The organism is Pseudomonadota bacterium, assembly GCA_039196715.1.
Lineage (GTDB): Bacteria > Pseudomonadota > Gammaproteobacteria > CALCKW01 > CALCKW01 > CALCKW01.
On sequence record JBCCUP010000008.1, the window covers coordinates 40,917 to 67,881 of the forward strand.

The window sequence follows — 26,965 nt, forward strand, 5'->3', positions numbered from 1 at the left end:
CAGCTCCTCGGGTCAACTGGTCAATTATAGGTCAGCAGACGCATTTGCGCCGAGCGCATCCCAGGCTTGTAAAAACAGGGCATCGGCGCCGGCCCCCTTGCTGCAGACCCGGATGTGGCCTGGCAGGCCGAACGAGGCAGCACTGCGCACCTGGACGCGGCACTGCTGCAGCATGCGAAGCCGGTAGGCGCTCGCCCCAGGGCAACGCACCAGGGCGAAGTGGCAGTCGCTCGGCACCACCTCGGCACGGCGTGCCCGCAACGCCGTCCAGAGCTGTTCGGCGCTCTGCCGCACCGCACGGATGGCAGCGTCCGTCGCCACCACCACCTCGGGATCGAGCGCGGCGATGCCGGCAGCCATGGCCGGGGCCGACACCGACCAGGGCGGCAGCACACGGTGCACCGCCTGGGCATCGTCAAGCTGCGCGACGGCGTAACCGAGTCGCAAGCCTGCGAGCGCGTAGTCCTTGGTGAGCGAGTAGAGGTTGATCGCGGCAGGGACCTCGTCAAAGCGCGATGTGGGGTCGGCGAAGGTTGCGTACGCGTGGTCGACGACCAGGCGACCGCCCGTTTCGGCGCAGACCGCCGCGAGCCGCGCCAGCTGCGCGCGCGGCCAGAGCCGGCCTGTGGGGTTGTTCGGCTGGCACACGAACACCAGCGCCGGGCGCTCCCGCTCGACGTTGGCAAAAACCTCGGTCAGATCCGGCTCCGCGCCGAGCGGGACCGACACTTCGAGTGGGCGGCGGCGCAGGGCCTGCGCGGCGTCGAGGTACTCGCCAAAACTCGGCTGCACGGCAAGGACGGTATCGCCTTCGCGGGTGACGGCCTGCACGGCAGCAAAGATGAGCTGTGCCGCACCCGCGCCGGCGACCACCTGCGCCGCTGGCACACCGTGGCAGGCGGCCAGCCGCGCACGCAAGGGCGCCGCGTCAGGCGAGGGGTAGGTCTCGATGGCCGCACGCTCGGCGGCGCGACGCACGCGCGCATGGGCGCGACCGGGGAGGCAGTTGCTGCTCATGTCCAGCACGCGTTCCGCATCGACACCGAGCGCCTCGAGCTCGGTCGTGTTCAGCGCGCCGTGCCGCTCACTCACGTCAGTGACCCGAGTGCGGCACAGGCGAGGCAGACGAGCCAGAAGCCGACACCGCGCGTGACCAGGTCGCAAGCCCGGCCGATGTCGCGCGCGGTCGGATCGCGCCCGTCACCGAGGCGCGGCCGGCTTTTGAGCTCACCGCCGTATTCGGCGTCTCCACCGAGGGCGAGACCAAGTGCACCGGCCCCGCTCGCCATGACCGCACCGGCGTTGCCGCTGTACCAGCGGTGTGAACGCCACGCACGCCAGGCCGATCGGCTCGAGCCGAGGACCGTGTAGGTCATCGCCGTCAGCCGCGCGGGCACCCAGTTGAGCACATCGTCTAACCGGGCCGCCGCCCAGCCGAAGTGTGCGTAACGGGCATTGCGGTACCCCCACATGGCGTCCAGGGTGTTGCTGGCCCGGTAGACCACGGCACCGATCGGGCCGAACACCGCCGCCCAGAACAGCGCGGCAAACACCGCGTCGGCCCCGTTCTCGAGCACTGATTCAACGGTGGCCCGGCTCACGGCCGTGGCATCGAGCTCGCGCGTGTCGCGCGACACGATGTGCGACAGCGCACCGCGGGCCGCGTTGAGGTCGCCCTCTTCAAGCGGCTGTGACACGGCTGTCGCGTGCTCAACCAGACTCCTGCCGCCGAGGGCGAGCGCCAGCACCAGCACCCCGAGCAGGAGGTCGGGCAGCACGAGATCGAGCAGCAACACCGGACAGATCGCCACCAGCAGCACGGCCAACACCGCCACGACCCCGGCCCGCCGCTGGGACGTCGCCGATTCGGCGCCGTCGCACAAGCGCTCCTCCACCCGCGTCGCCAGGTTGCCGAGCCAGACCAGCGGGTGCCAGCGCAGAGGTGGCTCTCCGAACAGGCGATCGGCCACCACGGCGAAAAGAGCAACGGCGAAGACGGTGACCACGTCGCGTGAACCATCCCAAAACACGCAGTATACCGATCGACCTTTCACGGGCGGGTGTGCGTTGCGTCGGTTTCTGCCCCGCCTGCGTCCAGCCGATACAATACCGCAATGCCACCCGGACTCATCGTCGCCGCGCCGCACTCGGACGCCGGCAAGACCACCGTGACGCTCGCGCTGCTGCGCGCGCTGCGCCGTCGTGCCCGGGTGGGTGCCTTCAAATGCGGACCGGACTACATCGACCCCCGCTTTCATGCCCACGCGTCCGGCCAGTCCTGTTACAACCTCGACCCCTGGACCCAGTCCGATGCGAGTCTGGCCGAGATCATCGCCTACCACCAGGGTCAGGACCTGCTGCTCGCCGAGGGGGTAATGGGCCTGTTCGACGGCGCGCCTGACGGCCGCGGCAGCACCGCCGAGCTCGCGCGCCGCACCGGCTGGCCGGTCGTGCTGGTGGTCGATTGCAAGGGCATGGCAGATTCGATTGCCGCCCTGGTCAGCGGATTTGTCGACTTCGACCGCTCGCTGACCGTGGCCGGCGTGGTGCTCAACCGGGTCGGGTCCGACGCCCACACCGAGCGACTGCGCGAGGCCCTGGCGCCGTTGCGTGTGCCCGTGCTTGGCGCCCTGCCCCGTCTTCAGACACTCGCGCTGCCGAAACGCCACCTGGGCCTGCTGCAAGCAGACGAGTTACCCGGGCTCGACCGATTGCTCGATGCGGCCGCCGACACCCTGAGCGCGCACCTCAGCCTCGAGACGACCGTCGCTGCCGCCGCCCGCGGACACCTGACAGTGGACGCCGATCACTGCCCCTGGGTGCCGGCACTCGGCGACGCTGTGGCCGTCGCGCGCGACCACGCATTCGCGTTCTGCTACCCCCACTGGCTGCGCCGGTGGCAGGACCGCGGCGTGACCGTGATGCCGTTTTCACCGCTTGCTGACGAGGCTCCCGACCCCTCGGCAACTGGCGTTTTTCTGCCCGGCGGCTACCCTGAACTGCACGCCGGGACACTTGCCAAGGCCCGGCGTTTCCACCAGGCTCTGTACCAATTCGCCAAGCGTGGCACGCCGATCTACGGCGAGTGCGGGGGGTTCATGGCGCTCGGCCACACCCTCATCGACGCCGAGTCCCGACCGCACCGGATGGCCGGGTTGCTCGACATCGACACAAGTTTCGCCGACCGCCGATTGCAGCTCGGCTACCGCCGTGTCCAACTCGCGGCACCGACGCCGCTCGGCTCAGCCCCCTTGGGTGCCCACGAATTCCACTACAGCCAGCGCGTAGCGAGTCGGCAAGCCGCAGCCACGGCCGAGATCGTCGACGCCCGCGGTCAGCGACACGACAACACCTGGTTCGCGTCCGGCAGCGTGTCCGGCAGCTACCTGCACGCCATTGACGCGTTTGCGCAGCTCCAAACATGAAAACCCTGACACCAGGCAAGGTCTGATCCGGCTGTCACGGGTGTGGTAGTCTGCGGCGCTGACGGCACGCTTCAGGAGTCCACCATGGCCAAGCAGTTTCCGGCGATCGACGCCAAGCACCGGGAATTCATCGAAGCGCAGCAGATGTTCTTCGTCGCCACCGCGGCAGAGGCCGGCCGCGTCAACCTGTCACCGAAGGGCAAGGACGCGTTTCGCGTGCTCGACGCCAACCGCATCCTGTGGCTCAACCTGACCGGCAGCGGCAACGAGACCGCCGCACACCTCAAACAGAATCCGCGAATGACGGTCATGTTCTGCGCCTTCGAGGGCGCGCCGATGATCCTGCGGTTGTACGGCACGGCGCGCACGGTGCACGAATGGGACGCGGACTGGGAGACCCTCTATGGCCACTTCGACCCGGCAACCGGCGCCCGCCAGGTCTACGACATGGCGGTCGATCTGGTGCAGACCAGTTGCGGCTTCGCCGTGCCGGCGTACGCCTACGAAGGGCAGCGCGACATCCTCGACACCTGGGCCGACAAGCGCGGCAAGGACGGCGTGCGCACCTACTGGCGCGAGCGCAACGGCCTGTCGATCGACGGGTTCGAGACCGGCACCGCGCGCGACACGTAGTCGGCGAGCGCCGCTGCATACTGACCGGTGCCGGGCACCGTTTGCTCGCGCCAGGCGCAGTAGCACGCGAAGCGAAAATCGTAGGCGGCCTGGGTGTCGATCCAGGTGGCGTCCAACGTGACCCCGGCGGCAGCGAGAAAGCGCGCGGCCTCCCAAAGCGGCGCGGGCGGGAATCCGTAGGCCAGGCGCATGCCGCGCGCGAGGTAGCAGGCGAGGTCTTCGTGCGGGTTGCCAAGCGCGACACACTGCCAATCAACCAACACCGCCGCGTCGCCACCCACCCAATTGCCCGGATGCGGGTCGCGGTGGATCACCGTGCATGCGTGAGGCCGGGCACCCACCTCGGGCGCGCTGGCCCGCAGCGCAGCGACCGCCTCGTTGTCGGTGGCGACCCGATCGAGCATATCCAGACCCTGCTCGACCCACGCCCGCGGCGTGCCGGCCACGACGGACAGCCCGGTCCACGGCGACAGGTCGTGCACCGCGCGAAGCTGCTGTGCCGCCCGCTCGGGCGCGTGGAAACGGCCACCCGCCACGCAAGGCCAAACCGACCAATCACCCCAGGCGCCAAGCAAGCGCGGCGCGAGTGACGTCGGCGTTGCCTCGGCGGCGGCACGCTCAACCGCGGCGTCGTTGCCGAACAGCGGGTTGCGCACCGCATCGGCCTGGTGGTGTTTGACGATACAATCTCGCGCGCCAGGCGCAGACGCGCGCCAGACGCGGTTGCTGTGCGCGCCCGCCACGCTCACCAGCTGCCAGGACGCGCCCGCGGGCGCGAGCTTCAGGTGCTCCAGCAGGGCGACGGCGGTGAAATCAGGTTCGGCCATATGACTCACAGTTCCGAGCAAACGGGCTCGCAGCCGGCGCAACCGCTCCGACGGGGGTGGACCACCGGCGCGTGCGCCACGGCGGCCTGCCACGCGGCGTGCCTGGGGCTGCTTCGCGGCGCGCTCCCGGAGACAGTCCGCATCACGTTGCCGCGCGGCGAACAACCCGAGTTCGCGGTCGTCCGTGGCGAGCTCAGTGCGTATTCTGCCACTGCTACGGTCGAAAAGGATGCCGGAGATGACCCCGATGTGACACACGGGGCCTTGATCAGCGTCCGCCTGAGCCGAAATACCCTCGGCAGCGTCCGTTTTTTTGCCGGCACAGGGGTCGGCACAGTGACCCTGCCCGGCCTGCCGATCGCTGTCGGCGAGCCCGCGATCAACCCGGTGCCGCGGCAGATGATGACCGACACGTTGACGGGCCTCAGCGCGGCGCACGGCGTGACCACCGGCTGGGACGTCACGGTCTCTGTCGCGGACGGCGAGCGGCTCGCGGCCCAGACCTGGAACGGTCGGCTCGGCATTGTCGGCGGCCTGTCGATCCTCGGCACCACCGGTATCGTGCGGCCCTACTCCTGCGCCGCCTGGATCCACTCGATCCACCGCGGCGTCGACGTCGCGCGGGCGCGCGGGCGCTTGCACGTCGGGGCCTGCACCGGCGCCACGTCCGAGCGTGTGGTGCGCGAGCGCTACGGTCTGGACGAGACCGACATGCTCGACATGGGCGATTTTGTCGGCCCGCTGCTGAAGTACCTGCGCCAACACCCTGTGGCCCGCCTCACGCTGGGCGGCGGTTTCGGCAAGTTCTGCAAGCTCGCCCACGGGCACACCGACCTGCACTCCAAACGGTCGCAGGTCGATTTCAGTTGGCTTAGTCGGCAAGTCGAGCAGCTGTCGAGTGACACAGCCCTGGTGACGCGTTGCCGCCAGGCCAACAGCGCGCTCGACGTGCTCAACCTCTGCGTCGAGGCCGGTGTGCCGATCGCGTCGCGGATTGCCGAGGGCGCACTGCGCACCGGTGTGGCGCAGCTGCCGGACGACACCCGTGTCGACGTGCTGGTGTGCTCGCGCGACGGCCGGTTGCTGGCGAGCGCCCACACGTGACCGTGCTGGTGATCGGGGGCACGGCCCGCGCGCGGACGCTCGCCTCGCGCCTGGCCCGCTCCCAGACGGTGATCTACGCCCTGGCGGGCGTGACCCGCAACCCGCGGTTGCCCGCGGGCTGCGAGATCCGCCAGGGCCCGTTTGGTGGCGTCGAGGGCTTGTGTCGCTTTCTAAAGTCCGCGGGCGTACGCCAGATCGTCGACGGCAGCCACCCCCACGCAACTGGAATCTCGGCCAACGCGCAGGCAGCAGCTGCCCGGCACGGCATCCCCTGTGCCCGCCTGCGCTGGCGGCCGTGGCGGCCCGATCACGGTGACCGCTGGCGACAGTTTGGTGACCCGCGTGCGCTGGTCGCGGCACTTGCCGCTCGCGCGCCCAGCCGCGTGCTGCTCACGCTCGGGGCCCGCGCCTCGACCCCGGTGATTGCGGTGGCAGGGCACCGGTTCTGGTTGCGCAGTATCGAGGCGCCCGACACCGCCGCCGCCGCGTCACCGGTCGACGTGATTCGCGCGCGGGGCCCCTTCGACGAGGCCGATGAACACGCGTTGCTCCAACGCCTCGGCATCGACCTGCTGGTGTGCAAGAACAGTGGGTTGCGCGAAGGACGTGCCAAACTCACAGCAGCACGCGCGCTCGGCATCGAGGTGTGGTTGTTGCAGGCCACTCCGTCAGTGGCCCGGTGACGCCGGGACCACCTTGGGAGACACCGCACGGTGAACCGAAGCCAGCGGGTGCCGCGCTGTGCTCCCGGGTGGCAATCCTGTCTCGGGGCCGTTCCCTTTCCGCGTGACCGACGAGGCCGTCGATGGACATTCTGACTGACAACCCCGCCGCGCTGGTCGCTGCGGCTATCCGGGCGCTGAGCGTGGGGGTTGCGCTGCTCGCCGCCGGGACGGTTCTGGTCAACACCCTGTGGATGGACGCCGATGCGATGCGCGCGTCGGGCAGCCCCCGCACCGCGTTGTCGGCCAGTGTGGTCGCGGTCGTGGCGCTGCTGGTCGACTGGGTGAACACGGCCCGCCTGCTGTACGGCGACGCCGGCAGCGCAGTCGATCCGCTGATCATCCAGAGCGCCCTCGACACCCCGCTGGGTCAGTTCTACGCGGTGGCGCTCGCCGGCCTGGCCTGGCTGTTCTTCGCGACAATCGGTGCCCGCACACTGCCCTACCTCGCGGTCCCGGGCGCGCTGGCGGTGATCGCGAGTGTCGGTCTGGTCGGGCACACCCTGGATGAACCGCGCGCGCTGCTCTATGCGCTGCTGACGCTTCACATCGGCTTCGCCGCCATGTGGATGGGCGTGCTGATGCCCTTGTCGCGGTTGACTCGCCAGCCGCGCAACCGCGGCTACGCGGCCGACCTCGCCGAGGACCTCGGTCGCGGGGGTTTCGTGCTGCTGCCCAGCATCGCGCTCGCGGCGGGCTACCTCGGCTGGCTGTTACTCGGCCAACCCACCAGCGTGCCCACCCACGCCTACGCGCAACTGATGCTGGTCAAGGTCCTGTTGTTTCTGGCGCTGGTCGCCGTCGGAGCATTCAACCGATTCGTGATCGTGCCGCGCTTGCATGACAGCCTCGGTGCCGGGGCCTGGCTGCGCGTTACCATCGCACTCGAGGCGCTGCTGTTCGCCGCCATCCTGCTGGCCGTCGCCGTGACAACCGACAACGTCCACCCACGCCCTTTGCCCGGCTGAGCGCAGCCCGGCCTCGCCGGGCCGCGTGGGCACCAGACGGTCCGCGCCGGTCAGGACACCAGCGCGTCGACGCGGTAGATCACGAATTCACCGCCGGTGTGCCACGGGCTGATCGATTCGCGGTGCGCGCTCGACACGGTGCCACGCAGCTTGTCCCAACGGCCGGGCTTGCCCACGCGGTTGGACACCACCTCGGTCGCCTCGGTGAGCTGCAGCAGGCGATCGGCAAAATCGTAGTGCGTGTGGTCATCGATCAGGACATGCGTGCCAACGCCGATGTGGGGCAAGGCGTGCAGGAACGCGAGGCTGCGCCCGTTGCCGTGTGGCCCGTCGAGCACCACGAGATCGAACCGGCCGTCGAGGTCGCCGTCGCGCAGCGCGTAGAAGTTGTTCCGCTGCTGCGTGTCGAGCGGGCTGGTCTTGTCGCGCATCGCCGCGGGGTCGTAGCGACGCTGCGAAAACATGCGCTCGAAGGCGTTGTCGTCGCACTCGGCGAGCGGGCGTTCGTGCAGCGCGAGAAAGGCGTCGGTTCGCGCTGCATCGAACTGCGGCATGTAGCGCCGGTCGTTGTCGAAGGAGACGATCTGCACACGCTCCTGCAATCCGCGTTGCAGCACGAGGTCGACGAAGAAGCGCGTCGAGGACCCGGACCCGAACTCGACGATGCGCACCGTGTGCTGTGCGGCCAGTGTGGTGTCGACGATGTCGAGCAGCGATGCCAACGCGCGGCGGGACAGACCCCAACCGTCGTTCTTGTAGGCGTCTAGGTCCATGCGTCTCGGTCCCTCCTGGGTGATCCGGTGGTGCGGCGCGGGAACGGGGCCAAGGCCCATTGCGCCGGTGTCCGACACACCGCCGTCGGGTGACAGCGGTGTGACGGTTTCAGGCCCACACGCAGACCTTGCTCAGCGACTTGCCACGTTGCAGATACTTTCGCGTGGCACCGAGGCCCATGTCGACATCCAGCGTCGACCCGAGGTCGAGGTAGGTGTTCTCCGGGTGGGCCGCGTGCAACTCGGCGATCACGATATTCGACAGCACGCCCGCGCAGACCAGCAGCAGCCGGTCCTCGTCGCCCTGGGCGCTGAAGGCCGCATCGACTTCGGCCAGCACCCTGTCGCAGTCCTGGATCCAGGCGTTACCGCCGGTCTTGATGTGCGCAGCCACGGGAAACGGCAGCCCCGCCGGGTCGGCCGCCTGGTGGCCGATCAGCAACGGCGGCGTTGGCCAGTCGGCGATCGCGCTCAATGTGTCCGAGCGGAAGACCGCGTAATTGGCGTTGACGAACACGTTGGCCCAGGTCAATTGCGATTCCGCCTGGCCTGACTCGGCCTGCAAGGTGCGAAACTGCGCCAGCCCGACACAACAGGGGCAGGCGATGCCGACGAAGTAGTCGGGGTGTTGGTAACGCATCGAGGCGCGCAGCCGCTCGCGTTGCCGTTCGCCGTCGGTCTCGCCCGGCTGGTACCGGTGCTCGCCGTGCAACTTGGCAGACAGGTCGATCGCGGTGCCGTTGATGATGTGCATTTCACCGTCACCAAAGCGCGTCAGGGCGAAGTGACTGCGCGCACGCAGGCGCGCGTTGAAGGTGTGCAGTGCGGTGTCGAACCGCTTGTCACCGTCGTACGCCGGCAGCGCGCGGCGCGCGAGGTACCGACGCAGCGCGCGAAGGCTCACGTGTCGCGCTCGGCCAGCACCTGCCAGCCACCCTCGCGCAACGACCGAACCACCTCGTCACGCGTGCTGCCGTGGCCTTCCGTGTTGTGCGTCGCCGTGCGGGTGCGGCCCGCGATCTTGCCGAACTCGGGCCGGCACGACCAGCGCGTCGGATCACTCTCAGGGTGCGGCGGCACGTAGGTGTGCACACCACCGTGCTTCAGCGCCATCGCGCTGAAATGGATGTCCTCGCCGTTCTCCCAGCTCACCGGTGCCTCGCGCCACAGGTACTGCAGGTGGTCGCGGTGGAAGAACCACGCGTGACCGACCAGGTCGACTTCGGTGGGCTCGTCGTAGTGGTGTCCGTTCCAGCCGACCTTGTGTTTCGAGGAATAGCGCGCTTCGCGCGGCAGGATCACACCGGAACCGCCGAGGATGCCAGGGAACCCACCACGCCAGGTGGCAAGGCAGTTTGCCAACCACTCGGGTTCGGGCAGGATGTCGTCGTCCAGCAGGCAGACCCAGCGCGTGCGCACCATCGTGGCCAGGCTGAACCGACCCCAGAACTTCCAGTTGCTGTTGCTGAGCAGCACGCGGTCGGCGATGTGCGAGGCGTCTCTGGCCAGATCATCGTTGTCGTTGCACCAGACCCAGATCTCACGCGGCGGGCAGGACTGGGCGCGCAGCGCGTCCACCTGCGCCTGAAGGTAGTGTCCGCGCTTGTACACCGTGAGGATGGCGGTGACCCCGTCGTCGTCAGAATCGCCGTCGGGCAGCGGCGCGCCACGTCGCTGAAACGCGATGCCCTCGCTGGCGTGCTGGGCCTCGTTCAGCCGAGCCGGCATCCAGACAGTCCACCAGGCGGCGATGCGCGTTCGCCACCACCATTTCACTCCGTTGACGATACCGCGCTTGGGTCGGCTCATGCGATCAGGGATGTCCGCTCATGACATTGGCAGGGGTTCGAGCAGGCCATGGCCGGCTGCACACGGTGAGTGTATCGCACCGCGTACACCAACCGGCCGCCGCACACCACCGCCCCGTCGGTTGCCGCGGTATGCGCGTCCGACGCGCTGCGTGTCAGCCTTTGCCTTTCCAGGGCACCAGCAGGTTCTCGGCCCAGCGCATCAGCAGGTCGATGCCAAAGCCGATAACGCCGATCAGGATGATGCCCATGATGACAATGTCGGTGTTCTGGAACTTCGAGGCGGTCATGATCATCATGCCCGCGCCCTGCTCGGCCGCAACCAGCTCGGCCGCAACCACCGTGCCCCAGCACACACCCATCGCAACCCGGGCCCCGGTGAATATTTCCGGCAAGGAGTTCGGAATGATGACGTAGCGCATGATCTGTTTCGGCCCCGCGCCAAGCGAGTAGGCGGCGTGCACTTTCGATATCTTGACGCCCGACACCCCGGCGCGTGCGGCAATCGCCATGATCCAGAGCGCCGCCAGGAACAGCAGGATGATCTTGCCCGCCTCGCCGATGCCGGCCCAGATGATCACGAGCGGAATCAGCGCGAGCGGCGGCACCGGGCGCATGAATTCGACGATCGGATCGAACCACCCGCGGAACCAGTTGCTCAGGCCCATCGCGTAGCCGAGCGGAATCCCGACCAGAGCCCCGAGCAGGAAGCCGACGACAACGCGGAACAGCGAGTAACCGAGGTGCTCACCCAGGGTGAAGTTGCGAAAACCCTCCTGGAAGATCTTGATCGTCCGCGTCCAGACCGCCTCCGGCGCAGGCAGGTACAGCGGTTCCATCTGCCAACCGGAGTCCGGGTCGAAGTTGGGCGTGCCCTTGTCGGACAGCGTCACGGTGCCACCGCCCACGTCGACCGATTCGCCCGGCGAGATGGCCTCGCCGTTGATTGCGATGACCTTGGGCTTCTGGCCGTCGGCGGTGACATCGTTCTTGGCCACGTTGATGAGCTTGGTTCGCCACTGCGCCACACTCGCCAGGTCGTTCTTTGCAAAGCCGTCCCCGTCCTCAATCTCGGGCAGGGTCGGTTTGACTTCCCGCGGGTGGACCACAACGGACACCGTCGCGGTGTCGCTTTGTCCGGCGCTGTCCTCGACCGTGTACTCGAAGTTGACGTCGCCCTCAAACGGGGCCGGCGCATGCAGGAAACCGGGGATCAGGCTCGACCCGGTGAACATGCCCCACAGCAGCAGGATCGTGGCAATCGACACCACGCTCGCCACCCGGTTGGGGCGGACCGCGCTCTCGTCACCGAAGGTGACCGTCTTCGCCGCCGAGAAGCCGACTTCACCGGCCGTCTGAATGAGCTTGGTGACGATCAGGTACGCCGCGATGAAAATCAGCACATAGATGATCAGCGGAATCATGACGAGCCCTCGGATGAACCCATGATCTCCTCTTCCATGTCCCAGATCATGTTGAGGATCTCTTCACGCCGCACGGCGAAATCGGGGTGTTTCTTGACCTCGCGCAAGTCCGAGCTGACGCCGAGTTCGGCGAAGGGCAATTGGTATTCGGTGTGGATGCGCCCCGGTCGGGGCGCCATCACGATCAGCCGCTCGCCGAGCAACAGCGCTTCTTCGACCGAGTGCGTGATCAGGATGATGGTCTTGCCGGTCTCCTTCCAGAGCTTGAGAACCAGGCTTTGCATTTTCTCGCGCGTCAGCGCATCGAGCGCGCCGAGCGGCTCGTCCATCAGGATGACATCGGGGTCGTTTGCGAGGCACCGCGCCAGCGCGACACGCTGCTGCATCCCACCCGAGAGTTCATAGACCGCTTTGTCCTTGAAGTCGCCGAGGCCCACAACGTCGAGCAGGTGATTGACCACCTCGGCCTTCTCGGCTTCGGGTGTGCCTTTCATCAGCAGGCCGAACCCGACGTTCTCGCGCACCGACATCCATTCGAAGAGCGCGCCCTGCTGAAACACCATGCCACGCTCGGCGTCAGGCCCCGAGATCGGGTTGCCGTTGAGCTCCAGCCGACCGTCGGTTGCCTGCAGGAAGCCGGCAATGATGTTCAGGAGGGTTGTCTTGCCGCAGCCCGAGGGGCCGAGCACGCTCAACAACTCGCCGGCCTTGAGCGTCAGGGACACGTTCTGCAGCGCCTGCACGGCATCGCCGTTGGGCAGCTCGAACCGCATGGAGAGATTTTCTAGGGAAAGCGTACCCACGGGAACTCCTGGGTGGCGCCGGAGCAGGATACCCCAGCTGGAAGGTGCACCGACCGGTGCAAAATGTGCCAGCGCTGCGGCTGCAGCGCTGGCACAGCCGCATCACATTTCGCTAGCAGCCTGCAACGGTCCGGTGTTGACCGCGTCTTCGTAGCTGTCGAGGGCCGAATCGATCGATCCCGCACCGACAAACACATCCGCCACACCCTTCATGAAGGTTGCCGCGTTACCGCCGAGCCACTTGCCGGACAGCTGCTCTTCCACAGACGGGAACTTCATGGTGGAGATGGATGAACGGGCCGCCTCGAGGTCCATACCGGAACCCTGCGCGATGGCCTCGAGCAGGTCGTCGGACTGGTTGGCGTTCCACGCGTCGTTTGCGTCGGCTGTCACCTTGAGGAATTTCGCGACGATGTCGCCGTTCTCAGCGATGAAAGACGCCGGCGCCGAGGTCACGTCGAACACCAGGATGCCGAGCTCTTCTTTTTCGGAGCCGGTCAGCAGCACGTTGCCGTGCTCCTTCATGCGGGTCAGACCGCCGCCGTAGCCGCACGCGAAATCAACCGCGCCCTGGCCGAGGGCAGCTGCGCCTTCGGGCGGAGCCATGTCAACGACCTGGAGGCTGGCCAGGTCGACACCGAAGTGGTCCATCTGGCGCAGGAAGCCGTAGTGCGCGGCGGTGCCAAGTGGCACAGCCACTTTCTTACCGGAAAGCTCTGACGCGCTGTCCTTGTCGATCTCGAGGCCAGAAGACACGACGCAGTTGTCGTTGTCGGAGTAGCTCACCGCAACGTCGACCACTTGAATGTCCTGCCCGCCTGAAGCCGCAACGACAAAGGGCGGCACGCCCTGTGACACGGCAATCTGCACGTCACCTGAGGCCATCGCGGCGCTCATGGCGGTGCCGGTCTCGAACGACACCCAGTTCACCTTCATGCCCAGGGCTTCGTCGTACACGCCGCTCTCTTTGGCCGCGAGAAACGGCATTGGCCACTCGAGGAAGTACGCGACGGTAATTTCCTCGTGGCCCGCCGCCACAGCGCTCTGGGCGCCTGTCAGGGCCAGCGCGCCAGCGACCAGCATGTGCGTTAAACGTAGTTTCACACTCATCTCCATTTTGGATTGGATATTGTGGCGTCGGGGTGCCCGCGTACCGCGGGTCGCCCCCCGACTGTTCCATTTTCGATGCACAGGGCAAGCGGACTGGAGGTCCAGCGCTGCCCGGACCAAGGGTCCAGCGTGATCGGGAAATCCCCCCGACACACACAACCGCAGTGCCGAGACGCCGCTGAAAGTACCTGTTTTTGGCAGCGTGTTCCAGCTCTTACGTACAATTGCCGAACCGATCACCGAGCGACAGGCCGTCAGCGCATGCCCGCCATCCCGAACACCGTGCACTGGTCCCGAACCGCGATTCCCGAGACCCGATTCCCGGCCCTGACTGGCGACGTCAACGCGGACGTCGTGGTCATCGGCGGCGGGTTGACCGGTTTGCGGAGCGCCATCGGCCTGGCGGAAGCCGGCGTCGACGTGGTGCTGCTCGAGGCGAACGCGATCGCCCACGGCGCCTCGGGCCGGAGCGGTGGGCAGTGCAACCCGATCTGGCGGCAGACGCCCGAGCAACTGCGCGCGAAATGGGGGGCCGCGCAAGCGGGCCGTCTGATCACGACCACGCTCGGGGCCGCCGACGCCCTGTTCGACGACATCGCGCGCTACGGGGTGGACTGCGACGCCGAGCAGCACGGCTGGGTGCAGGCCGCCCACACGCACGCGTCGCGTCGCACCCTGGAGACGCTTGGCGATGGCTGGCGCGCGGTGGGCGCCGACATCACGGTGCTCGAGGGCGACGAGGTGACCGCGCGGTGCGGGTCTTCTGCTTACGGCTACGCCCTATTTCACCGGCGCGGCGGTCATGTCCACCCGCTGTCACTGAGCCGCGGCTACGCTGCTGCAGCCACTCGGCTCGGTGCCCGACTCCACTGCGACTCACCGGTGCGCAACATCGCCCGGGACGGCAGCACGTGGCGCGTGACCACGGCGGCCGGTTCAGTCACCTCGGCGCAGGTGGTGTTGGCGACCAACGCGTACACCCCACAGGAACTCTGGCCGGCGTTGGCCAGCAGCATCGTGCCCATGGTCAGCATCTGTTTGGCCACCGAGCCGCTGTCCGAGGCACAGCGCGCCGAGGTGCTGCCGGGCCGGGTCACGCTCTCGGATTGCCGCCTGGCGATCTACTACACGCGCTACGACCGCGACAATCGCCTCGTCTTCGGCTGCATCGGCAGTTCGGAACAGGCCGACCGACTCGGTGGCACCCGACGGTTGCTGAACGGCTTGCACACGGTGTTTCCCCAGCTCAAGGGCATCGGCATCGAGTGCGTCTGGGGCGGGCACATCGCGATGACTCCGGACATGATGCCGAAAATCCACGAGCCGGCGCCGGGTGTCACGGCCGGGCTCGGGTTCAGTGGCCGCGGGATCGCGATGACCTCGGTCATGGGGCGCGCGCTTGCGGCGCGCGTGCTCGGTGGCGCGGCCGACGCGTTGCCGTTCCCGGTCACTCCCCTCACCCCCATTCCCTTCCACCGGCCGATCAGCGCGCTGGTGCCACTTGCACCGCCCTTTCTGGCGGCGCGCGACGCGCTCCACGCGACCACGAACGCACTCTGAAGCGGCGCTTGGCGCACCGCCGCCGGGGGCGGAGTCACCGGCGAGCCCTCCCGTGCTTGCAGCGCGGCAGCCATTCGGGCACGGTAGCGTTGAATACGTATGCAATTTGCCTTGGAGGCGCCCATGACACCCGCCCAGATGGCCCAACGCACCGTGCGTTACGGCGAGCTTGTGCCGTGCAAGACCGCGTTTATCGACGCCCACACACCGGGTTCGGATCAGAAGGAAAACTTCACCATCATCGGCGCCGGGGTCTCCGAGAGCCCGGACCAGCATGTGCACATCCGCGACACCCCGGGCTTCAACATCGGCGCGGCCGGGCAGCCCCCGCACTGCCGCAACTCGCTGCACACCCACCGCACCGCCGAGGTGTTTTTCGTGCTGCGCGGCCGCTGGCGTTTCTTCTGGGGCCGCTGGGGGAACGCGGGCGAGGTCACCCTCGAGGAAGGTGACGTCTTCAATATCCCGACGGGTATGTTCCGTGGCTTCGAGAACATCGGCACCGACTACGGCATGATCATGGCGATACTCGGCGGGGACGATGCCGGCGGCGGTGTCGTCTGGGCTCCGCAGGTGATCGAGGAGGCGCGCGACCACGGGCTGGTGCTCGCCGACACCGGGCGGCTGTACGACACCACGCGCGGTGAATCGCTGCCCGAGGGTGTCGCACCGATGCCGGTGATGGAGGACGCCGCACTCGCCCAGATGGCCGAGCCGACCAGCCAGCAGGTGGTGCCCCGCTGCGTCGCTCGCTACTGGGACATGATGGCGCTCGCCGACCGCGCACCGGCGCGTGTCATCGGCGAGGATGCCCTGCTTTACGACCGGCCCGGATTCGAAGTGGATTTCGTCGGCCGCCACTCGCTCGGTGACCGGCGCATCGAGAGCCCGCGTCACGAGATCCTGATGCCGCAGCGCGGCCACTGGTCACTCACCTGGGACGGCGGGTCGACCACGCTCAACCCCGGCGACACCTGCGCCGTGCCCCCCGGCTTGGCCCACACCCTGACACCGTCGATGAGCGGTGAAGCCAGTTTGTTCCGCGTTCGCAACACGGACGACCGCGCCGGGCCGACCACCCCGCGTCCCGCGTGAACACAGACAGCGGGCAACACGGCAGCGTGCCGCTGCTGATGTTGCCCGGCATGATGTGCGATGACCGGCTGTTCGCGCCGCAGATCGGTGCGCTCGCCGGTGAGCGCACCGTGCACGTCGCGCCCATCACGGGCGCGGACACTGTCGCCGGGCTCGCCGCCGAGGTGCTCGCACAGGCGCCGCCCCGGTTTGCGCTCGCGGGGTTGTCGATGGGCGGCATCGTGGCGATGGCAATCGTTCAGCAGGCGCCCGACCGGGTCGAACGACTCGCCCTGCTGGACACCAATCCGTTGCCGGACGTGCCCGAGCGCGTCGCCGTGCGGAACCGCCAGATCGCGGCCGCGACAGCCGGGGGGCTGCGCGACATCCTGCGCGACGAGATGAAGCCGCACTACCTCGGCGACAGCCCGAACCGCGAGCGCATCCTCGCACTCTGCATGGCCATGGGTGAGGCACTCGGTCCGACGGTGTTTGTGCGCCAGTCTCGCGCGTTGCGAGACCGCCCGGATCTGTGCAGCGCACTTGCGCACTACCACCGACCCGCCCTGGTCCTGTGCGGTCGAGACGACGTGCTGTGTCCACCCGAACGCCACCGCCTCATGGCCGATCTGCTCGTTGACGCCGACCTCGTGGTGGTGGACGGCGCGGGCCACCTGCCGACGCTGGAGCAACCGAATGCGACGAACGACACGCTGCGCCGTTGGTTGACCCGCGCGCCGCGCATGGCCTCAGCCGGTCAGGAAGGCCCGGGAAAAAGCCCGCTCACCGCGCGCGCTGAAGTGCACCGCCCGTGAGCCGGTTGCCCGGTTTGCCCAGCCCGAGCGCAGCACGTGCTCGAGCACCAGATGCCCGACACTGCCCGCGAGGTGGTGTCGTCGCGCACTCCAGTCGAGGCACGCGCGGCAGAGCGGGCGCTGCCGTCGGGCCACCGACGCGAGCGGCAGACCGAGGCGCTCGAGGGCCGTGTGTCCAGCGTCGGTCAAGTGCACCGGTGGCGTCTCATCCGCGTCCTCGACCGCGATCCATCCGCGCGCTCGAAACGCCTCGAACAGCTCGACCGCCCGCTCACCCGCCAGGTGGTCGTAGCACACGCGGGCTGCGCGCAACGACGGCGAACGCGGCCCGGTCCAGACTGCAGCACCGGGTTCATTCGCAACCAGGCCCATCATCTGCTCGAGCAGGCCGGCGACCGCCCCCGAGCGCAACGCGAAGTAGGCGTGACGGCCCTGACGATCACGGCGCAGCAACCCGGCATCGTGCAGGCGACCGAGGTGGGCGCTCGCGGTTTGCCGGGTGATGCCCGCTGCGTTGGCGAGCTCGGTCGCTGTCAACGCCCGCCCGTCCATCAGCGCGACCAGCATGGCCGCCCGCGCGGGGTCGCCAATGGCCTGGGCAATGCGGGTGATCGGTGGGGCTTCCATGCCGTCATGCTGCCGTTCCCCCGCGCAGCGGGCAAGCCCGACACTTCGCTGCGGAACGAAGCGTGGCGACGCCGCCCGGCCGACACTCGGCCCGTCAGACACCGGAGCGCAGCCCATGGCCATCACCTGTTTCATCGAGTACCGCATCGACCCACACCAACGCGACGCCTTTCGCCGATACGCCGCCACCTGGGGGCGCGTGATCCCGGCCTGCGGCGCCGACCTGATCGGCTATTTCGGTCCCCACGAGGGCTGCAGCGAAACCGCCTACGGCGTCTACACGCTGCCGAGCCTCGCCGCCTACGAGGCCTACCGTGCGCGGCTGGCAGCCCATCCCGAGGCGCAGGCCAACTTCGCCTTCGCCCAGCGCGACCGGTTCCTGCGCGCGGAGCGCAGGCGCTTTCTGCTAAAAGACTCGGACACCGCGACAACCGACACCTGAACACGCCCTCACATGATTGCAGTCATCTTCGAAGTCTGGCCCGACACCGCGCACCGCTCGGCCTACCTCGATATCGCCGCCGAGCTCAAACCCCTGCTCGAGGGCATCGACGGTTTCATTTCGGTCGAGCGGTTCGAGAGCTTGAGCGAGGACGGCAAACTGCTGTCGCTCAGTTTTTTCCGAGACGAGGCGGCGGTGGTCGCCTGGCGCAACACGCTCGAGCACCGCAAGGCGCAGGCGATCGGCCGCAACAGCTACTTCAGCGACTACCGGCTGCGGGTGTGCTCGGTGCTGCGCGACTACGGCCTGTCCGAGCGTGCCGAGGTGCCGGCCGACTCACCGCACTGACGCACCCACGCGACCGGGCTGCCGACGTCACGAGCCCAGCGGCCCCGGGTTCACGGCGCCTGCAGAGCCACCAGGCGGCGTTGGAACTGGTCGGCGAAGTCGGCCACCGAGTGCTGGCTGACCGTGCCCTTGCCCTCGATGAAGTTGGTGCGGAATTCAACGATCCGCGGGTTGGCCGTGGACACGCGGTAGAAGAAGCGGCTCAACAGGCGCGCGTAGGCAAGCACCTCGCCGTGTTCGAACACCCGCGCCATCAACAGCCCTTCACTCGCGCGTTCACGGTCGCGCTTGGGAATCTGAAAGTACCCGGTGACCGGGCTGCTGTGGAAGGCACAGACGAACTCGGCCCGCCGCGGGCTGCTGTAGGCAAAGAGCTGGGCCAGGCCCCCGCCGAGCGAGTGGCCGGCGGTGTAGAGGCGGAAATCGGCCCCGAGGGTGTCGGTCAGGTAGGCCAGCGCCGGTTCGACAATGTGGGCCACTTGCTTGTAGTGGTTGTTGACGCCCGGCACGAAGCGCGTCAACCAGTGCGCGTTGCTCCACCAGTCGGCGGCCTTGACCGTGCCACGAAACACCACGACTGCGCGCTTGTTGGCGCGGTCGAGCCAGATCGCGTACTTCAGCGACTTGATGTTGAAGCCCTTGGTCAGTGTTGGTCCCTGCCAGTCGCTTTTCTCCCAGCCCGCGGCGTCGGCGCGACCGGTCCAGCGTTGCGGGTGGCGGTTCTTTTCGAGGTCGCGCTTTTCCGGATCCCGGTCGGCGTCTTCGTCAACGTAGATGTCCGCACAGAGCTGCGCGAAGGTGCACACGTCCTGCAGGTGGGGCCCGTAGCCGGACGACATGAGGTCACGTGCGTTGTAGGCAAAGACCTTCCCGTGATCGCGTACGATGATCTGGTTGTCGCTTTGCTTCTGGGGGTACTCTTCGATTTCAAACGCATCCATTCGACAGTCCTCTCCCGCGGTGACCGGCTGTCCTCTGCGACAGCGTTGCGTTGACCGTGTGCAATCCTATCGCAAAAACACAACCCCGGCACCCCGTCGCGCCCCCGTTTCATGACTCAAACAGGCTACCCTCTGCGCCCTCCCACCGCCTGACAGGCCTTGATCTCGCGCGGCGGGGTCTGTCGTGCTCGCCGGCACCGGCCTGTCGCTTTTCAGCGCCCACGCACGGATCGCCGGTGACGCCGCGGCGCTCCGTCAACACCGACACACGCTCTGGCGACCCGCCGCGGCCCTGTTTGCCTTCGGTGCACTGAGCACACCCGTGTGGCCAGCCGATTTCCTGCGTTTCCACGGCGTTGACATCGCCCTTGCGGCGTTCTGCCTCGCGCGCCATCGAACGGTTCTGGTCGGGTTCACGCTCGCGCTGCCCGTCGCGTTTTGCACGGATCTGCGCATGCTGGATTACGAATACCGTTGGAATGTCAACACACTCGACTACTGTGGGCTCTGGACGCTGGACGGCATGCTGCACCACTTCCTGTTCAACGGCTTTAATCCCGTCGTGCCGTGGTTGGCTTTCGTGTTCCACGGCATGCTGCTGGGCCGGCTTCGGCTGCCGAACACGGGATTGCAACGTCGGATGGTGGTCTGGAGCGCCAGTGTCGCTGTGCTCACCGAGATCCTGAGCCTCACGCTAGTGGCATTGGCGTCAGGTGACCTCGACCTGGGGGCGCACTCCGACACCGAATCCATGCCACCTGTGCCGCTCTACCTGATCGCAGCCGTCGGCAACGCGACCGCGCTGATCGGGGCCTGCCTCGCGCTCGCCCGCCGCGTCGGCGACGCGCGCGTGCTGAGCGCGCTGGTGCACACCGGCCTACTCGCGCTGACGCGCTGCAGTGCACACGTGTTTGTCGGCTTCGGAACGCTCGAGACCCTCGGCCTGCTCGGCAAACAGTGTCGAGGCACCGCGGTCCTCACAAGCGCCCTGTTCTGCCTGCTTGCGGTCGGCTTCGCCCACGGACCGGCCAATAGGCTGTTGCGCCGGTTGAGCCGACGTTGACGCCAGCTGCGCCCTGTGTGTCCCGCGGTCCGCTCTAGCGCAGCACCGCCCCGGTGTCGGTCAGCGCACACCGGGCCTCGGCCGAGAAACCGAGTTCGATCAGGATGGCATCGGCGTTGCTGCCCGCCGCGTTCGGCGCCGTTGGCACCGGCGCAGGTGTGCGGCTGAAGCGCGGCGCCGGGCTGGCCTGTGGCACGCCGTCGAGCTCGCACCAGACGCTGCGCTCGCGGTTGTGCGGGTGGCGTCTTGCTTCGGAAAACGTCAGCACCGGCGCGACACAGGCGTCACCGTCTGCAAACACGGCCTCCCAGTGCGCGCGTGACCGGGCGGCGAAGGTGTCGGCCAGGGTGGTCTCCAGCGCCGGCCAGTGCGCGCGGTCGTACTGTCGCGTCCGCCACACGGGGTCGAGTTCGAGACGACTGAGCATCTCGGCAAAGAACGGCGGTTCGAGTGGGCCCACGCTGACGTAGGCGCCGTCCGCGGTGCGGTAGCAGCGGTAGAACGGCGCGCCGCCGTCGAGCAGGTTGTCACCGCGCTGCTCGGTCCACTCACCGCGCGCGAGCAGCTGATGGATGAGCCCCATCATCGCTGGCACGCCGTCCACCATGGCGGCATCGACCACCTGCCCGCGACCCGATCGGTTGCACTCCCAGAGCGCCGAGAGCACCCCGAACAGCAGAAACAGCGTCCCCCCACCGTAGTCCGCCGCCAGGTTCAGCGGCGGGACCGGTGGCGTGTCGGGGTCGCCCATCGCGTGCAGGGCGCCCGAGAGCCCGAGGTAATTGATGTCGTGGCCAGCCCGCGAGGACCACGGGCCACTCTGACCCCACCCGGTCATGCGGGCGTAGACGAGCCCCGCATTGGCCTCAAAGCAGGTGTCGGGGCCAAGGCCAAGCCGTTCCATGACGCCGGGTCGGAAACCTTCGATCAGCACGTCGGTGCGCGCGATCAGCTTGTGCGCCACGTCGAGCCCGTCGGCGTGCTTGAGGTTGAGCGCGATCGAGCGTTTGCCGCGCCGGTTGACGTCGGTGGGGTCCGATTGCCCCGCTGCCCGGTCGACGACAATCACGTCAGCACCGAGGTCCGCAAGCAGTTGGCCGGCGAGCGGCGCCGGCCCGAGCCCGGTCATCTCCACCACCCGTAACCCGTCCAGCGGGCCACCGCGATGGTGTGTGTCGGGTGTCTGGCTCACGCGCGTTGCCGCGTCACGGCCCTTGCCAGGCCGGTGGGCGTTTCTCGAGGAAGGCACTCAGCCCCTCGCGGCCCTCGACCGAATCGCGCACGCGGGCGATCGACTCGACCGTCTGGGCAACCATGCGGTCGTCAACCGCGCCATCCGCCACGTCGAACACGAGTTGTTTGGCGAGCCGCACCGCGCTGGGGGCATTGGCGAGAAGCACCTCGACTACCGCGTCCACAGCACCGTCGAGCGCATCCTCTTCGACGACCTCGCTGAGCCACCCGAGCGCGAGCGCACGCTCGGCGTGCACCATCTCGCCGGTCTGGAACAACCGCCGACAGGCGCGCGCGCCGATCGCGCGGACGACGTAGGGGCTGATGGTCGCCGGGATCATGCCGATCTTCACTTCGCTGAGCGCGAGCTTGGCGCGGGGCGAGCCGATCACGATATCGCAACAACTGACAAGCCCGACACCACCCCCCATCGCCGCACCGTGCAAGCGGCACACCGTGGGTTTGGGCAGCGTGTCGAGGCAACGCAACATGGCGGCCAGACGGTTGGCGTCGGCGAGGTTGTCCTCGAACGAGTGTGTGCCCATGCGGCGCATGTAGTGCATGTCGGCGCCGGCACTGAAGCTCTTGCCGGCACCGGCCAGCACCAGCACGCGCACGGTGTCGTCGGCCGCGGCGCGTTCGAACGCCGCGTGCAGCGCACTGATGAGGGTGTCGTCGAAGGCGTTGTGGACGTCCGGGCGGTTGAGTGTCAGGCGCAACACACCGCGCTCGCAACACCTCTCCAGCAACGTTGCGCTCACGGCATTCCTCCACTTGGCTCCAGCAAGGGCACTATGGTGACAAGCCGCGCCAGGGACAGCAACTGCACGCGCGATGGGTGCCGGGATTGCTCAACTGGCGGCGCGCTGCTCGGCCCGCACGTTCAGCCAGTTGGCGTAGAAGATGATCGCCGAGCCTGCGAAGACGGACAGCAGCAGCGGTTCACCGTAGAGCAGGAAGCCGACCGTCGCGATCAGCGGCAGCCGCATGAAGTCGAGCGGCATCACCATGGTTGCCGGCGCGAGCTTCAGGGCCTTGGTGATGGAGAAGTGCGCAAGCAACCCGCAGAGGCCCACGGCCACGACCCACGGCGCCGTGGCCGCGGAGGGCCAGGTGATCGTGCCGTCCCAGAACACGAACACGACGCCGAACACCGCCTGGATCACCGTCAGCCAGAACAGGATGCAGGTGATCGACTCGGTGCGGCTCAGGCGCTTGGTCAACAGAAACGCACCGGCGAAACCGAGTGCGCAGGTGGCTGCCGCGAGGGTCGGCCAGGAGAGCGAGACGCTGTCGGGGCGCGCAACGATCAGGATACCGACGAAACCGAGCCCGCAGGCCAGCAGGCGCGTGCGCGTCCAGCGCTCGCCGATCACCAGCGGTGCAAACAGCGCGCCCCACAGCGGCGTCGAGAACTCGAACGCGAAGAGCTGCGACAGCGGTATGAAGCCGACGGCGAAGAACCAGAGGTTCTGCCCGGCAAAATGAAAGGCGTTGCGTGCCACGTGCAAGCCGAAGCGTTGGGTGCGCACCTGATCGAGGGTACCGCTCGCCCGCGCGATCACCACCACCACCACAAGGCCGATCAGCGAGCGGTACAGCATGATCTCGAAGGTGTCGTGCTGGCCGGCGAGCTCGCGGCCCGCCACGGCCATCAGGCTGAACGACAGCATCGCGCCAACCATCCAGAACGCGGCGCGCATCGGGTCGCTCGGGGTCAGGTCACTCATGGGTTTCGCACTGGTTCGTCGTAGAGGCGATTCACCGACCCGATCGGGCAATCTGCTCGGCGAGGTAGGCCGCGTCTTCCCAGACGCCCCAGATGAAGGACGACCCGCGCATCGACAACCAGGGCAGGCCGAGGAAAAACACGCCCGCGGCGGTGGAGACGCCGCGCGAGTGCGCCGGTTTGCCCTTGGCATCAAAGGCGGCATCGACCGCCAGCCAATCGAAGCGCTGCACGTAGCCGGTGGCCCACAACACCGTGCGAATGCCAGCCGCAGCGAGGTCGAGCGAGCGCACGCGCGCCATGGCGGCGGCTGGCAGCGGGCCGATGCGGTGTGCATCCGGTTCGGGCGGCAGGTCAGTGCCATGCGCGTCGACGTAGGCATCGGCCTCGCGCAACAAGGACACCAGGTTCGCGTCGCCGGCGGCCAGGGTGTCCGCAAGGTCGTCGGCAAACGACACGCACCCGCCGGCGTAGCCGGACGTCATGCCGTAGAGGTGCATGCCACGCTCGGCAAACTCGCGAAAGTCGATCGTGCGGCCGCCGTAGGCGCCGCTCACGGCGATGGTGACGTGCTCACGCCCGGCCTCGGGTGTTTTCATCTGCCACTTGCCGAGTACACCCAACCACCAGACGAAATCCTTGCCGCGGTACTGCCGCGGCGGCCGGTCGTGGGGGCCGATCGAGAGGTGCACGTCACGTCCGGCACGCAAGAGTTCGTCCGCGATTTGCGCGCCAGAGGAGCCCGAGCCCACCACCAGCACAGCCCCGTCGTCGAGCTGTTCCGGGTTGCGGTAGGCGTGCGAATGCAGCTGCGTCACCGGCGCCTCGGGCGGGATCACCGGCGGAATCACCGGCTGCTGAAACGGCCCCGTGGCCACCACGACATGCCGGGCGCGCCAGTCCCCCGCGGACGTGGTCACCGCGTAGCGGCCGTCGCCGTCGCGCTCGACCCGCGCAACCTCGACCCCGGTGCGGACAGGCGCGTCGATCTCCTCGGCAAACTGCTCGAAGTAGCGCACCACCTCGTCCTTGGTGGCGAAGGCGTCGCCGTCGATGTCGAAGGTCTTGGCCGGGAAGCGGTCGTGCCAGGCCGGCCCGTTCGCCACCAAGCCATCCCAGCGCGCCGTGCGCCAGCGCTCGGCGATGCGCTCGCGCTCGAACACGACGTGGTCCACGCCGGCAGCACGCAGGTGGGCGCTCATGGCGAGGCCGGCCTGGCCCCCGCCCACGATCACGGTGTCGACTGTCTCGGTGCTCATCTCTGCGCTCGCTCGGCCAAGGTCGTTGGCGGGGAGTTGGTCTCGAGGTCCCACGCCAGTGGCGCCATTCTACGGTCAAACCCGACCCACCGGTCGAAACTCAAACGTGCGCGGCAACCCAGTTGCACACGTGGTCGTCCATCCAGCTGGTCAGCCACGCGCTGTCGAGGAACGCACAGTGGCCGCCGTGCGGCACGAGGGTGGTGCTCAGTCCCGGCGGGCGCGCCAACACCGGTAAGCTGGACACCGGGCAGATCGGGTCGTCGGCCGCCAACAGCAGGTCGGTCGGGCAACTCACGCTCGGCACGTGCTCCGCCGTCAGCGCGTAGGACTCGAAATACGCGTCGGTGTTGGCAAAGTCGGTGAAGACCGGCACGAAGGCGTCGTGCATGGCAATGATGTCGTCGATGTCGAGCAGCCAGCGGTGCGCCCGCCAGCTCGGGAAGGCGGCGATTTTCTTGCGGATGGAGCGCTTCCACCGCATCGAAAAATACCGGTTGTAGACCACACTTTGCGAGATGGCGCGGGCCGCGTCTCGCGGTCGCACCGGCGGGCAGATCGCGAGCACTGCGCGCAGGTCAAGCGCCGCCGCCGGGGCGTGCACCGCCAGTCGCACAGCGAAATTGCCGCCGAGCGAGTAGCCAACAACGCAGGTGCACTGTGCGGGCAGCTGGCGCTGCAGGTCGGCGAGCGCGCGGAGCACTTCACCGTGCTCGCTGCCGAGGAAGGGCCCCTCGTTGAGCGCGTGGTTCTCGCCGTGGTCGCGCAACTGCAAGCGCACCACCTCGTGGCCAGCGCGGTGCAGGGCGTCGGCGGTCGAAAGCAGGTAGCGTGAGTGCGCGTCGCCCTCCCAGCCGTGGATCAGGACGACCCGCGCACCGCCCTCACCCGCCGACCGAAAGGCGTTGAGCCGAACCCCCGCACCGGCGTCGAGGGTGAGCGGCACAGAGGCGGCGAGCAACGCCGCGGCGCGCCGCCGCACCCACGTTGTCCGCAGCGGCAGACCGCCGACCACGGTGTGCACTTTGCCGTTGGTGAGCCACCGGGGCACAGAGGGGCGTGGAAGGCTCGGCGTGCGCATCTACAGCATGACGAAGAGTGAGGGGCCGGTTACCACTCTACCCTGCGACAGGCACCTGGGCCACACGGACCCACGTGCAGCGACAGCGGACGGGGTGCCGCGGACAACGCGCTCCGCCGTGTCAACCTGCGAGCGCCACACGCCGGCCTTCCGCCGCCGAGGTGTACGCCGCCTCGGTGGCACGCATCACCGGCAGGTACTCCGCCAACGCGTTTTCAGGCGGTTGTCCGAGGCGGTGCGCGGCGACCGCGTGGTTGATCAGCGCCGCGACGCAACCGCCGCCGAACTGGGTGTCGTCGACCGGCCGTGTGACCGGCACCGCAACCCAGTCCTGGGCACCGTACGCTCGCCGGAAGAGCAGTCCATCGCCATCGAGGCGCAACTCTCCCTGCGAGCCCTCGATGACGAGCTCGCCCATGGTGTGGCGGCGGTTTGCGGCCGCGTGGTCGGCCAGGCGGTTGCCGTCGAACACGCTCTGCACGCCGTCAGCGTGGTGCATGATCAAGAGACCCGCATCCTCGCCCGCGATCACCGGGTTGAGCCGGCGCAGGTCCGCGTAGACCGAGTCAATCTCGCCAAACCACCACCGAAACAGGTCGACGAAGTGAACCCCGGTCTCGTGGATCAGCAGCTTCGGCATCCGCTGGAACGCCGGTTGGCGCGCGAGGTAGGCGTCAGGACCCTGACCGTCACCCGGCCGCAAGGCAAACCGCGCCTGGTACACCTGGCCCAACACGCCGGTCTTCAGGACATCGTGCACCTCGCGGTGCCAGGGTTGAAAACGGAAGTTTTCGTGGATCACGATGCGGGCCCCGACCGCGTCGGCCTCTGCGAGCAGGGTTTCGGCTTCGGCAATGGACTCACAGAACGGCTTCTGACAGATCACCAGCCGACCGGGTGCGAGCGACTGGCGAACCAGCGCGAGGTGAGCCACCGGTGGCGCGATGATGTCGACGATGTCGAGCCCACTCGCCGCGGGCAATCCCTCGAGGCCGAGGGCGTGTGGGACGCCGTGTGCCTCGCCGACCCGCTCGGCAACCTCGGCCTGTTGATCGCACACGCCGACGAGTTCGACGTCACCGTTGGCTGCCCAGGCCTGCAGGTGAAACTGGCTGAAATAGCCGAGCCCCACCACAGCCACACGCAACGCGCGTGCTCGCGCGCCCACTTCCCTGTCGTTCATTGCACCACCACAA

General features: G+C 68.0%; 28 protein-coding genes. 11 read left to right on the forward strand and 17 right to left on the reverse strand.

Annotated elements, in window-relative coordinates; all coding sequences use genetic code 11:
- Nucleotides 1-24: 24 nt before the first annotated feature.
- Both AAGA11_05130 and cbiB read right to left on the reverse strand, forming a co-directional pair.
- On the reverse strand, nucleotides 25-1,092 hold the full coding sequence (locus AAGA11_05130) for an aminotransferase class I/II-fold pyridoxal phosphate-dependent enzyme (protein ID MEM9602223.1): 1,068 nt from the start codon (nucleotides 1,090-1,092) through the stop codon (nucleotides 25-27).
- Nucleotides 1,089-2,006 (reverse strand): adenosylcobinamide-phosphate synthase CbiB, encoded by a 918-nt coding sequence (gene cbiB, locus AAGA11_05135; protein MEM9602224.1) that lies wholly within the window; start codon nucleotides 2,004-2,006, stop codon nucleotides 1,089-1,091. Before cbiB ends, AAGA11_05130 begins: the two co-directional genes overlap by 4 nt.
- Nucleotides 2,007-2,114: 108 nt before the next feature.
- Between cbiB and AAGA11_05140 the strand changes: the two genes are divergently transcribed.
- Together AAGA11_05140 and AAGA11_05145 are read left to right on the forward strand one after the other, a co-directional pair.
- Nucleotides 2,115-3,425, forward strand: a complete 1,311-nt coding sequence (locus AAGA11_05140; GenBank protein ID MEM9602225.1) for a cobyrinate a,c-diamide synthase — start codon at nucleotides 2,115-2,117, stop codon at nucleotides 3,423-3,425.
- Between the two features lie 84 nt (nucleotides 3,426-3,509).
- On the forward strand, nucleotides 3,510-4,058 hold the full coding sequence (locus tag AAGA11_05145; GenBank protein ID MEM9602226.1) for a pyridoxamine 5'-phosphate oxidase family protein: 549 nt from the start codon (nucleotides 3,510-3,512) through the stop codon (nucleotides 4,056-4,058).
- On the opposite strand, the gene AAGA11_05150 is transcribed toward AAGA11_05145, so the two are convergent.
- A complete protein-coding gene (locus AAGA11_05150; GenBank protein ID MEM9602227.1) occupies nucleotides 3,992-4,885 on the reverse strand; it encodes a phosphotransferase in 894 nt (297 codons plus the stop codon). The genes AAGA11_05145 and AAGA11_05150 overlap by 67 nt on opposite strands.
- Between AAGA11_05150 and AAGA11_05155 the strand changes: the two genes are divergently transcribed.
- The 3 genes from AAGA11_05155 (at nucleotide 4,886) to AAGA11_05165 (ending at nucleotide 7,679) form a co-directional block, all read left to right on the forward strand.
- On the forward strand, nucleotides 4,886-5,989 hold the full coding sequence (locus tag AAGA11_05155) for a cobalt-precorrin-5B (C(1))-methyltransferase (protein ID MEM9602228.1): 1,104 nt from the start codon (nucleotides 4,886-4,888) through the stop codon (nucleotides 5,987-5,989).
- Entirely contained in the window at nucleotides 5,986-6,672 is a 687-nt protein-coding gene (locus tag AAGA11_05160) for a precorrin-6A/cobalt-precorrin-6A reductase (protein ID MEM9602229.1), read from the forward strand. The genes AAGA11_05155 and AAGA11_05160 overlap by 4 nt, the downstream gene beginning before the upstream one ends.
- Before the next feature lie 122 nt (nucleotides 6,673-6,794).
- Complete coding sequence (locus AAGA11_05165; GenBank protein MEM9602230.1) at nucleotides 6,795-7,679, forward strand: CopD family protein; 885 nt, start codon at nucleotides 6,795-6,797, stop codon at nucleotides 7,677-7,679.
- A gap of 50 nt (nucleotides 7,680-7,729) precedes the next feature.
- Here AAGA11_05165 and AAGA11_05170 read toward each other — a convergent pair whose 3' ends face one another.
- The 6 genes from AAGA11_05170 to AAGA11_05195 all read right to left on the reverse strand — a co-directional run bounded on the left by AAGA11_05170 (nucleotide 7,730) and on the right by AAGA11_05195 (nucleotide 13,597).
- Nucleotides 7,730-8,452 (reverse strand): class I SAM-dependent methyltransferase, encoded by a 723-nt coding sequence (locus tag AAGA11_05170; protein MEM9602231.1) that lies wholly within the window; start codon nucleotides 8,450-8,452, stop codon nucleotides 7,730-7,732.
- 109 nt (nucleotides 8,453-8,561) lie between these two features.
- A complete protein-coding gene (locus tag AAGA11_05175; protein MEM9602232.1) occupies nucleotides 8,562-9,356 on the reverse strand; it encodes a hypothetical protein in 795 nt (264 codons plus the stop codon).
- Entirely contained in the window at nucleotides 9,353-10,261 is a 909-nt protein-coding gene (locus AAGA11_05180) for a glycosyltransferase family A protein (protein MEM9602233.1), read from the reverse strand. Before AAGA11_05180 ends, AAGA11_05175 begins: the two co-directional genes overlap by 4 nt.
- Before the next feature lie 154 nt (nucleotides 10,262-10,415).
- Nucleotides 10,416-11,684, reverse strand: coding sequence for an ABC transporter permease subunit (locus AAGA11_05185; GenBank protein MEM9602234.1), 1,269 nt, complete (start codon nucleotides 11,682-11,684; stop codon nucleotides 10,416-10,418).
- Nucleotides 11,681-12,487, reverse strand: coding sequence for an ABC transporter ATP-binding protein (locus AAGA11_05190; protein ID MEM9602235.1), 807 nt, complete (start codon nucleotides 12,485-12,487; stop codon nucleotides 11,681-11,683). The genes AAGA11_05185 and AAGA11_05190 overlap by 4 nt, the downstream gene beginning before the upstream one ends.
- A gap of 102 nt (nucleotides 12,488-12,589) precedes the next feature.
- Nucleotides 12,590-13,597, reverse strand: coding sequence for an ABC transporter substrate-binding protein (locus AAGA11_05195; GenBank protein MEM9602236.1), 1,008 nt, complete (start codon nucleotides 13,595-13,597; stop codon nucleotides 12,590-12,592).
- A gap of 261 nt (nucleotides 13,598-13,858) precedes the next feature.
- On the opposite strand from AAGA11_05195, the gene AAGA11_05200 reads away from it, so the two are divergent.
- From AAGA11_05200 to AAGA11_05210, 3 genes are all read left to right on the forward strand, one after another.
- Nucleotides 13,859-15,157 carry an FAD-binding oxidoreductase gene (locus AAGA11_05200; protein ID MEM9602237.1) on the forward strand — a complete coding sequence of 433 codons (1,299 nt, stop codon included), beginning with the start codon at nucleotides 13,859-13,861 and terminating at the stop codon, nucleotides 15,155-15,157.
- A 123-nt stretch (nucleotides 15,158-15,280) separates the two neighbouring features.
- Complete coding sequence (locus tag AAGA11_05205; protein ID MEM9602238.1) at nucleotides 15,281-16,252, forward strand: cupin domain-containing protein; 972 nt, start codon at nucleotides 15,281-15,283, stop codon at nucleotides 16,250-16,252.
- A gap of 53 nt (nucleotides 16,253-16,305) precedes the next feature.
- Nucleotides 16,306-17,046: an alpha/beta fold hydrolase gene (locus AAGA11_05210; protein MEM9602239.1), complete on the forward strand. Its 741-nt coding sequence runs from the start codon at nucleotides 16,306-16,308 to the stop codon at nucleotides 17,044-17,046.
- Here AAGA11_05210 and AAGA11_05215 read toward each other — a convergent pair.
- The gene (locus tag AAGA11_05215) at nucleotides 16,981-17,673 is read right to left on the reverse strand and encodes a winged helix-turn-helix domain-containing protein (GenBank protein ID MEM9602240.1); all 693 of its coding nucleotides are present in this window, start codon (nucleotides 17,671-17,673) and stop codon (nucleotides 16,981-16,983) included. The genes AAGA11_05210 and AAGA11_05215 overlap by 66 nt on opposite strands.
- Nucleotides 17,674-17,788: 115 nt before the next feature.
- Between AAGA11_05215 and AAGA11_05220 the strand changes: the two genes are divergently transcribed.
- Together AAGA11_05220 and AAGA11_05225 are read left to right on the forward strand one after the other, a co-directional pair.
- Nucleotides 17,789-18,115, forward strand: coding sequence for an NIPSNAP family protein (locus AAGA11_05220; GenBank protein MEM9602241.1), 327 nt, complete (start codon nucleotides 17,789-17,791; stop codon nucleotides 18,113-18,115).
- A gap of 12 nt (nucleotides 18,116-18,127) precedes the next feature.
- Nucleotides 18,128-18,463: an antibiotic biosynthesis monooxygenase gene (locus AAGA11_05225; GenBank protein ID MEM9602242.1), complete on the forward strand. Its 336-nt coding sequence runs from the start codon at nucleotides 18,128-18,130 to the stop codon at nucleotides 18,461-18,463.
- Between the two features lie 50 nt (nucleotides 18,464-18,513).
- Here the strand turns inward: AAGA11_05225 and AAGA11_05230 are convergent, their stop codons facing one another.
- Complete coding sequence (locus AAGA11_05230; protein MEM9602243.1) at nucleotides 18,514-19,404, reverse strand: hypothetical protein; 891 nt, start codon at nucleotides 19,402-19,404, stop codon at nucleotides 18,514-18,516.
- Between the two features lie 184 nt (nucleotides 19,405-19,588).
- Between AAGA11_05230 and AAGA11_05235 the strand changes: the two genes are divergently transcribed.
- Complete coding sequence (locus AAGA11_05235; protein MEM9602244.1) at nucleotides 19,589-20,467, forward strand: hypothetical protein; 879 nt, start codon at nucleotides 19,589-19,591, stop codon at nucleotides 20,465-20,467.
- 34 nt (nucleotides 20,468-20,501) lie between these two features.
- Here AAGA11_05235 and AAGA11_05240 read toward each other — a convergent pair whose 3' ends face one another.
- From AAGA11_05240 to AAGA11_05265, 6 genes are all read right to left on the reverse strand, one after another.
- The gene (locus tag AAGA11_05240; GenBank protein ID MEM9602245.1) at nucleotides 20,502-21,659 is read right to left on the reverse strand and encodes a CaiB/BaiF CoA-transferase family protein; all 1,158 of its coding nucleotides are present in this window, start codon (nucleotides 21,657-21,659) and stop codon (nucleotides 20,502-20,504) included.
- 13 nt (nucleotides 21,660-21,672) lie between these two features.
- The gene (locus tag AAGA11_05245) at nucleotides 21,673-22,461 is read right to left on the reverse strand and encodes an enoyl-CoA hydratase/isomerase family protein (GenBank protein MEM9602246.1); all 789 of its coding nucleotides are present in this window, start codon (nucleotides 22,459-22,461) and stop codon (nucleotides 21,673-21,675) included.
- 90 nt (nucleotides 22,462-22,551) lie between these two features.
- Nucleotides 22,552-23,430 (reverse strand): DMT family transporter, encoded by an 879-nt coding sequence (locus tag AAGA11_05250; GenBank protein MEM9602247.1) that lies wholly within the window; start codon nucleotides 23,428-23,430, stop codon nucleotides 22,552-22,554.
- 31 nt (nucleotides 23,431-23,461) lie between these two features.
- Nucleotides 23,462-24,688, reverse strand: a complete 1,227-nt coding sequence (locus AAGA11_05255) for an NAD(P)/FAD-dependent oxidoreductase (protein ID MEM9602248.1) — start codon at nucleotides 24,686-24,688, stop codon at nucleotides 23,462-23,464.
- 100 nt (nucleotides 24,689-24,788) lie between these two features.
- A complete protein-coding gene (locus AAGA11_05260) occupies nucleotides 24,789-25,739 on the reverse strand; it encodes an alpha/beta fold hydrolase (GenBank protein ID MEM9602249.1) in 951 nt (316 codons plus the stop codon).
- A 151-nt stretch (nucleotides 25,740-25,890) separates the two neighbouring features.
- Nucleotides 25,891-26,952 carry a Gfo/Idh/MocA family oxidoreductase gene (locus AAGA11_05265; GenBank protein ID MEM9602250.1) on the reverse strand — a complete coding sequence of 354 codons (1,062 nt, stop codon included), beginning with the start codon at nucleotides 26,950-26,952 and terminating at the stop codon, nucleotides 25,891-25,893.
- Nucleotides 26,953-26,965 lie beyond the last annotated feature (13 nt).

Coding starts and splice junctions, on each gene's coding strand:
- AAGA11_05210 (MEM9602239.1), top strand. CDS start 16,306: ATGTGCGATGACCGGCTGTTCGCGCCGCAGATCGGTGCGCTCGCCGGT.
- AAGA11_05200 (MEM9602237.1), top strand. CDS start 13,859: ATGCCCGCCATCCCGAACACCGTGCACTGGTCCCGAACCGCGATTCCC.
- AAGA11_05195 (MEM9602236.1), bottom strand. CDS start 13,597: ATGAGTGTGAAACTACGTTTAACGCACATGCTGGTCGCTGGCGCGCTG.
- AAGA11_05205 (MEM9602238.1), top strand. CDS start 15,281: ATGACACCCGCCCAGATGGCCCAACGCACCGTGCGTTACGGCGAGCTT.
- AAGA11_05215 (MEM9602240.1), bottom strand. CDS start 17,673: ATGGAAGCCCCACCGATCACCCGCATTGCCCAGGCCATTGGCGACCCC.
- AAGA11_05145 (MEM9602226.1), top strand. CDS start 3,510: ATGGCCAAGCAGTTTCCGGCGATCGACGCCAAGCACCGGGAATTCATC.
- AAGA11_05155 (MEM9602228.1), top strand. CDS start 4,886: ATGACTCACAGTTCCGAGCAAACGGGCTCGCAGCCGGCGCAACCGCTC.
- AAGA11_05225 (MEM9602242.1), top strand. CDS start 18,128: ATGATTGCAGTCATCTTCGAAGTCTGGCCCGACACCGCGCACCGCTCG.
- AAGA11_05150 (MEM9602227.1), bottom strand. CDS start 4,885: ATGGCCGAACCTGATTTCACCGCCGTCGCCCTGCTGGAGCACCTGAAG.
- AAGA11_05180 (MEM9602233.1), bottom strand. CDS start 10,261: ATGAGCCGACCCAAGCGCGGTATCGTCAACGGAGTGAAATGGTGGTGG.
- AAGA11_05255 (MEM9602248.1), bottom strand. CDS start 24,688: ATGAGCACCGAGACAGTCGACACCGTGATCGTGGGCGGGGGCCAGGCC.
- AAGA11_05140 (MEM9602225.1), top strand. CDS start 2,115: ATGCCACCCGGACTCATCGTCGCCGCGCCGCACTCGGACGCCGGCAAG.
- AAGA11_05220 (MEM9602241.1), top strand. CDS start 17,789: ATGGCCATCACCTGTTTCATCGAGTACCGCATCGACCCACACCAACGC.
- AAGA11_05170 (MEM9602231.1), bottom strand. CDS start 8,452: ATGGACCTAGACGCCTACAAGAACGACGGTTGGGGTCTGTCCCGCCGC.
- AAGA11_05230 (MEM9602243.1), bottom strand. CDS start 19,404: ATGGATGCGTTTGAAATCGAAGAGTACCCCCAGAAGCAAAGCGACAAC.
- AAGA11_05185 (MEM9602234.1), bottom strand. CDS start 11,684: ATGATTCCGCTGATCATCTATGTGCTGATTTTCATCGCGGCGTACCTG.
- AAGA11_05165 (MEM9602230.1), top strand. CDS start 6,795: ATGGACATTCTGACTGACAACCCCGCCGCGCTGGTCGCTGCGGCTATC.
- AAGA11_05250 (MEM9602247.1), bottom strand. CDS start 23,430: ATGAGTGACCTGACCCCGAGCGACCCGATGCGCGCCGCGTTCTGGATG.
- AAGA11_05265 (MEM9602250.1), bottom strand. CDS start 26,952: ATGAACGACAGGGAAGTGGGCGCGCGAGCACGCGCGTTGCGTGTGGCT.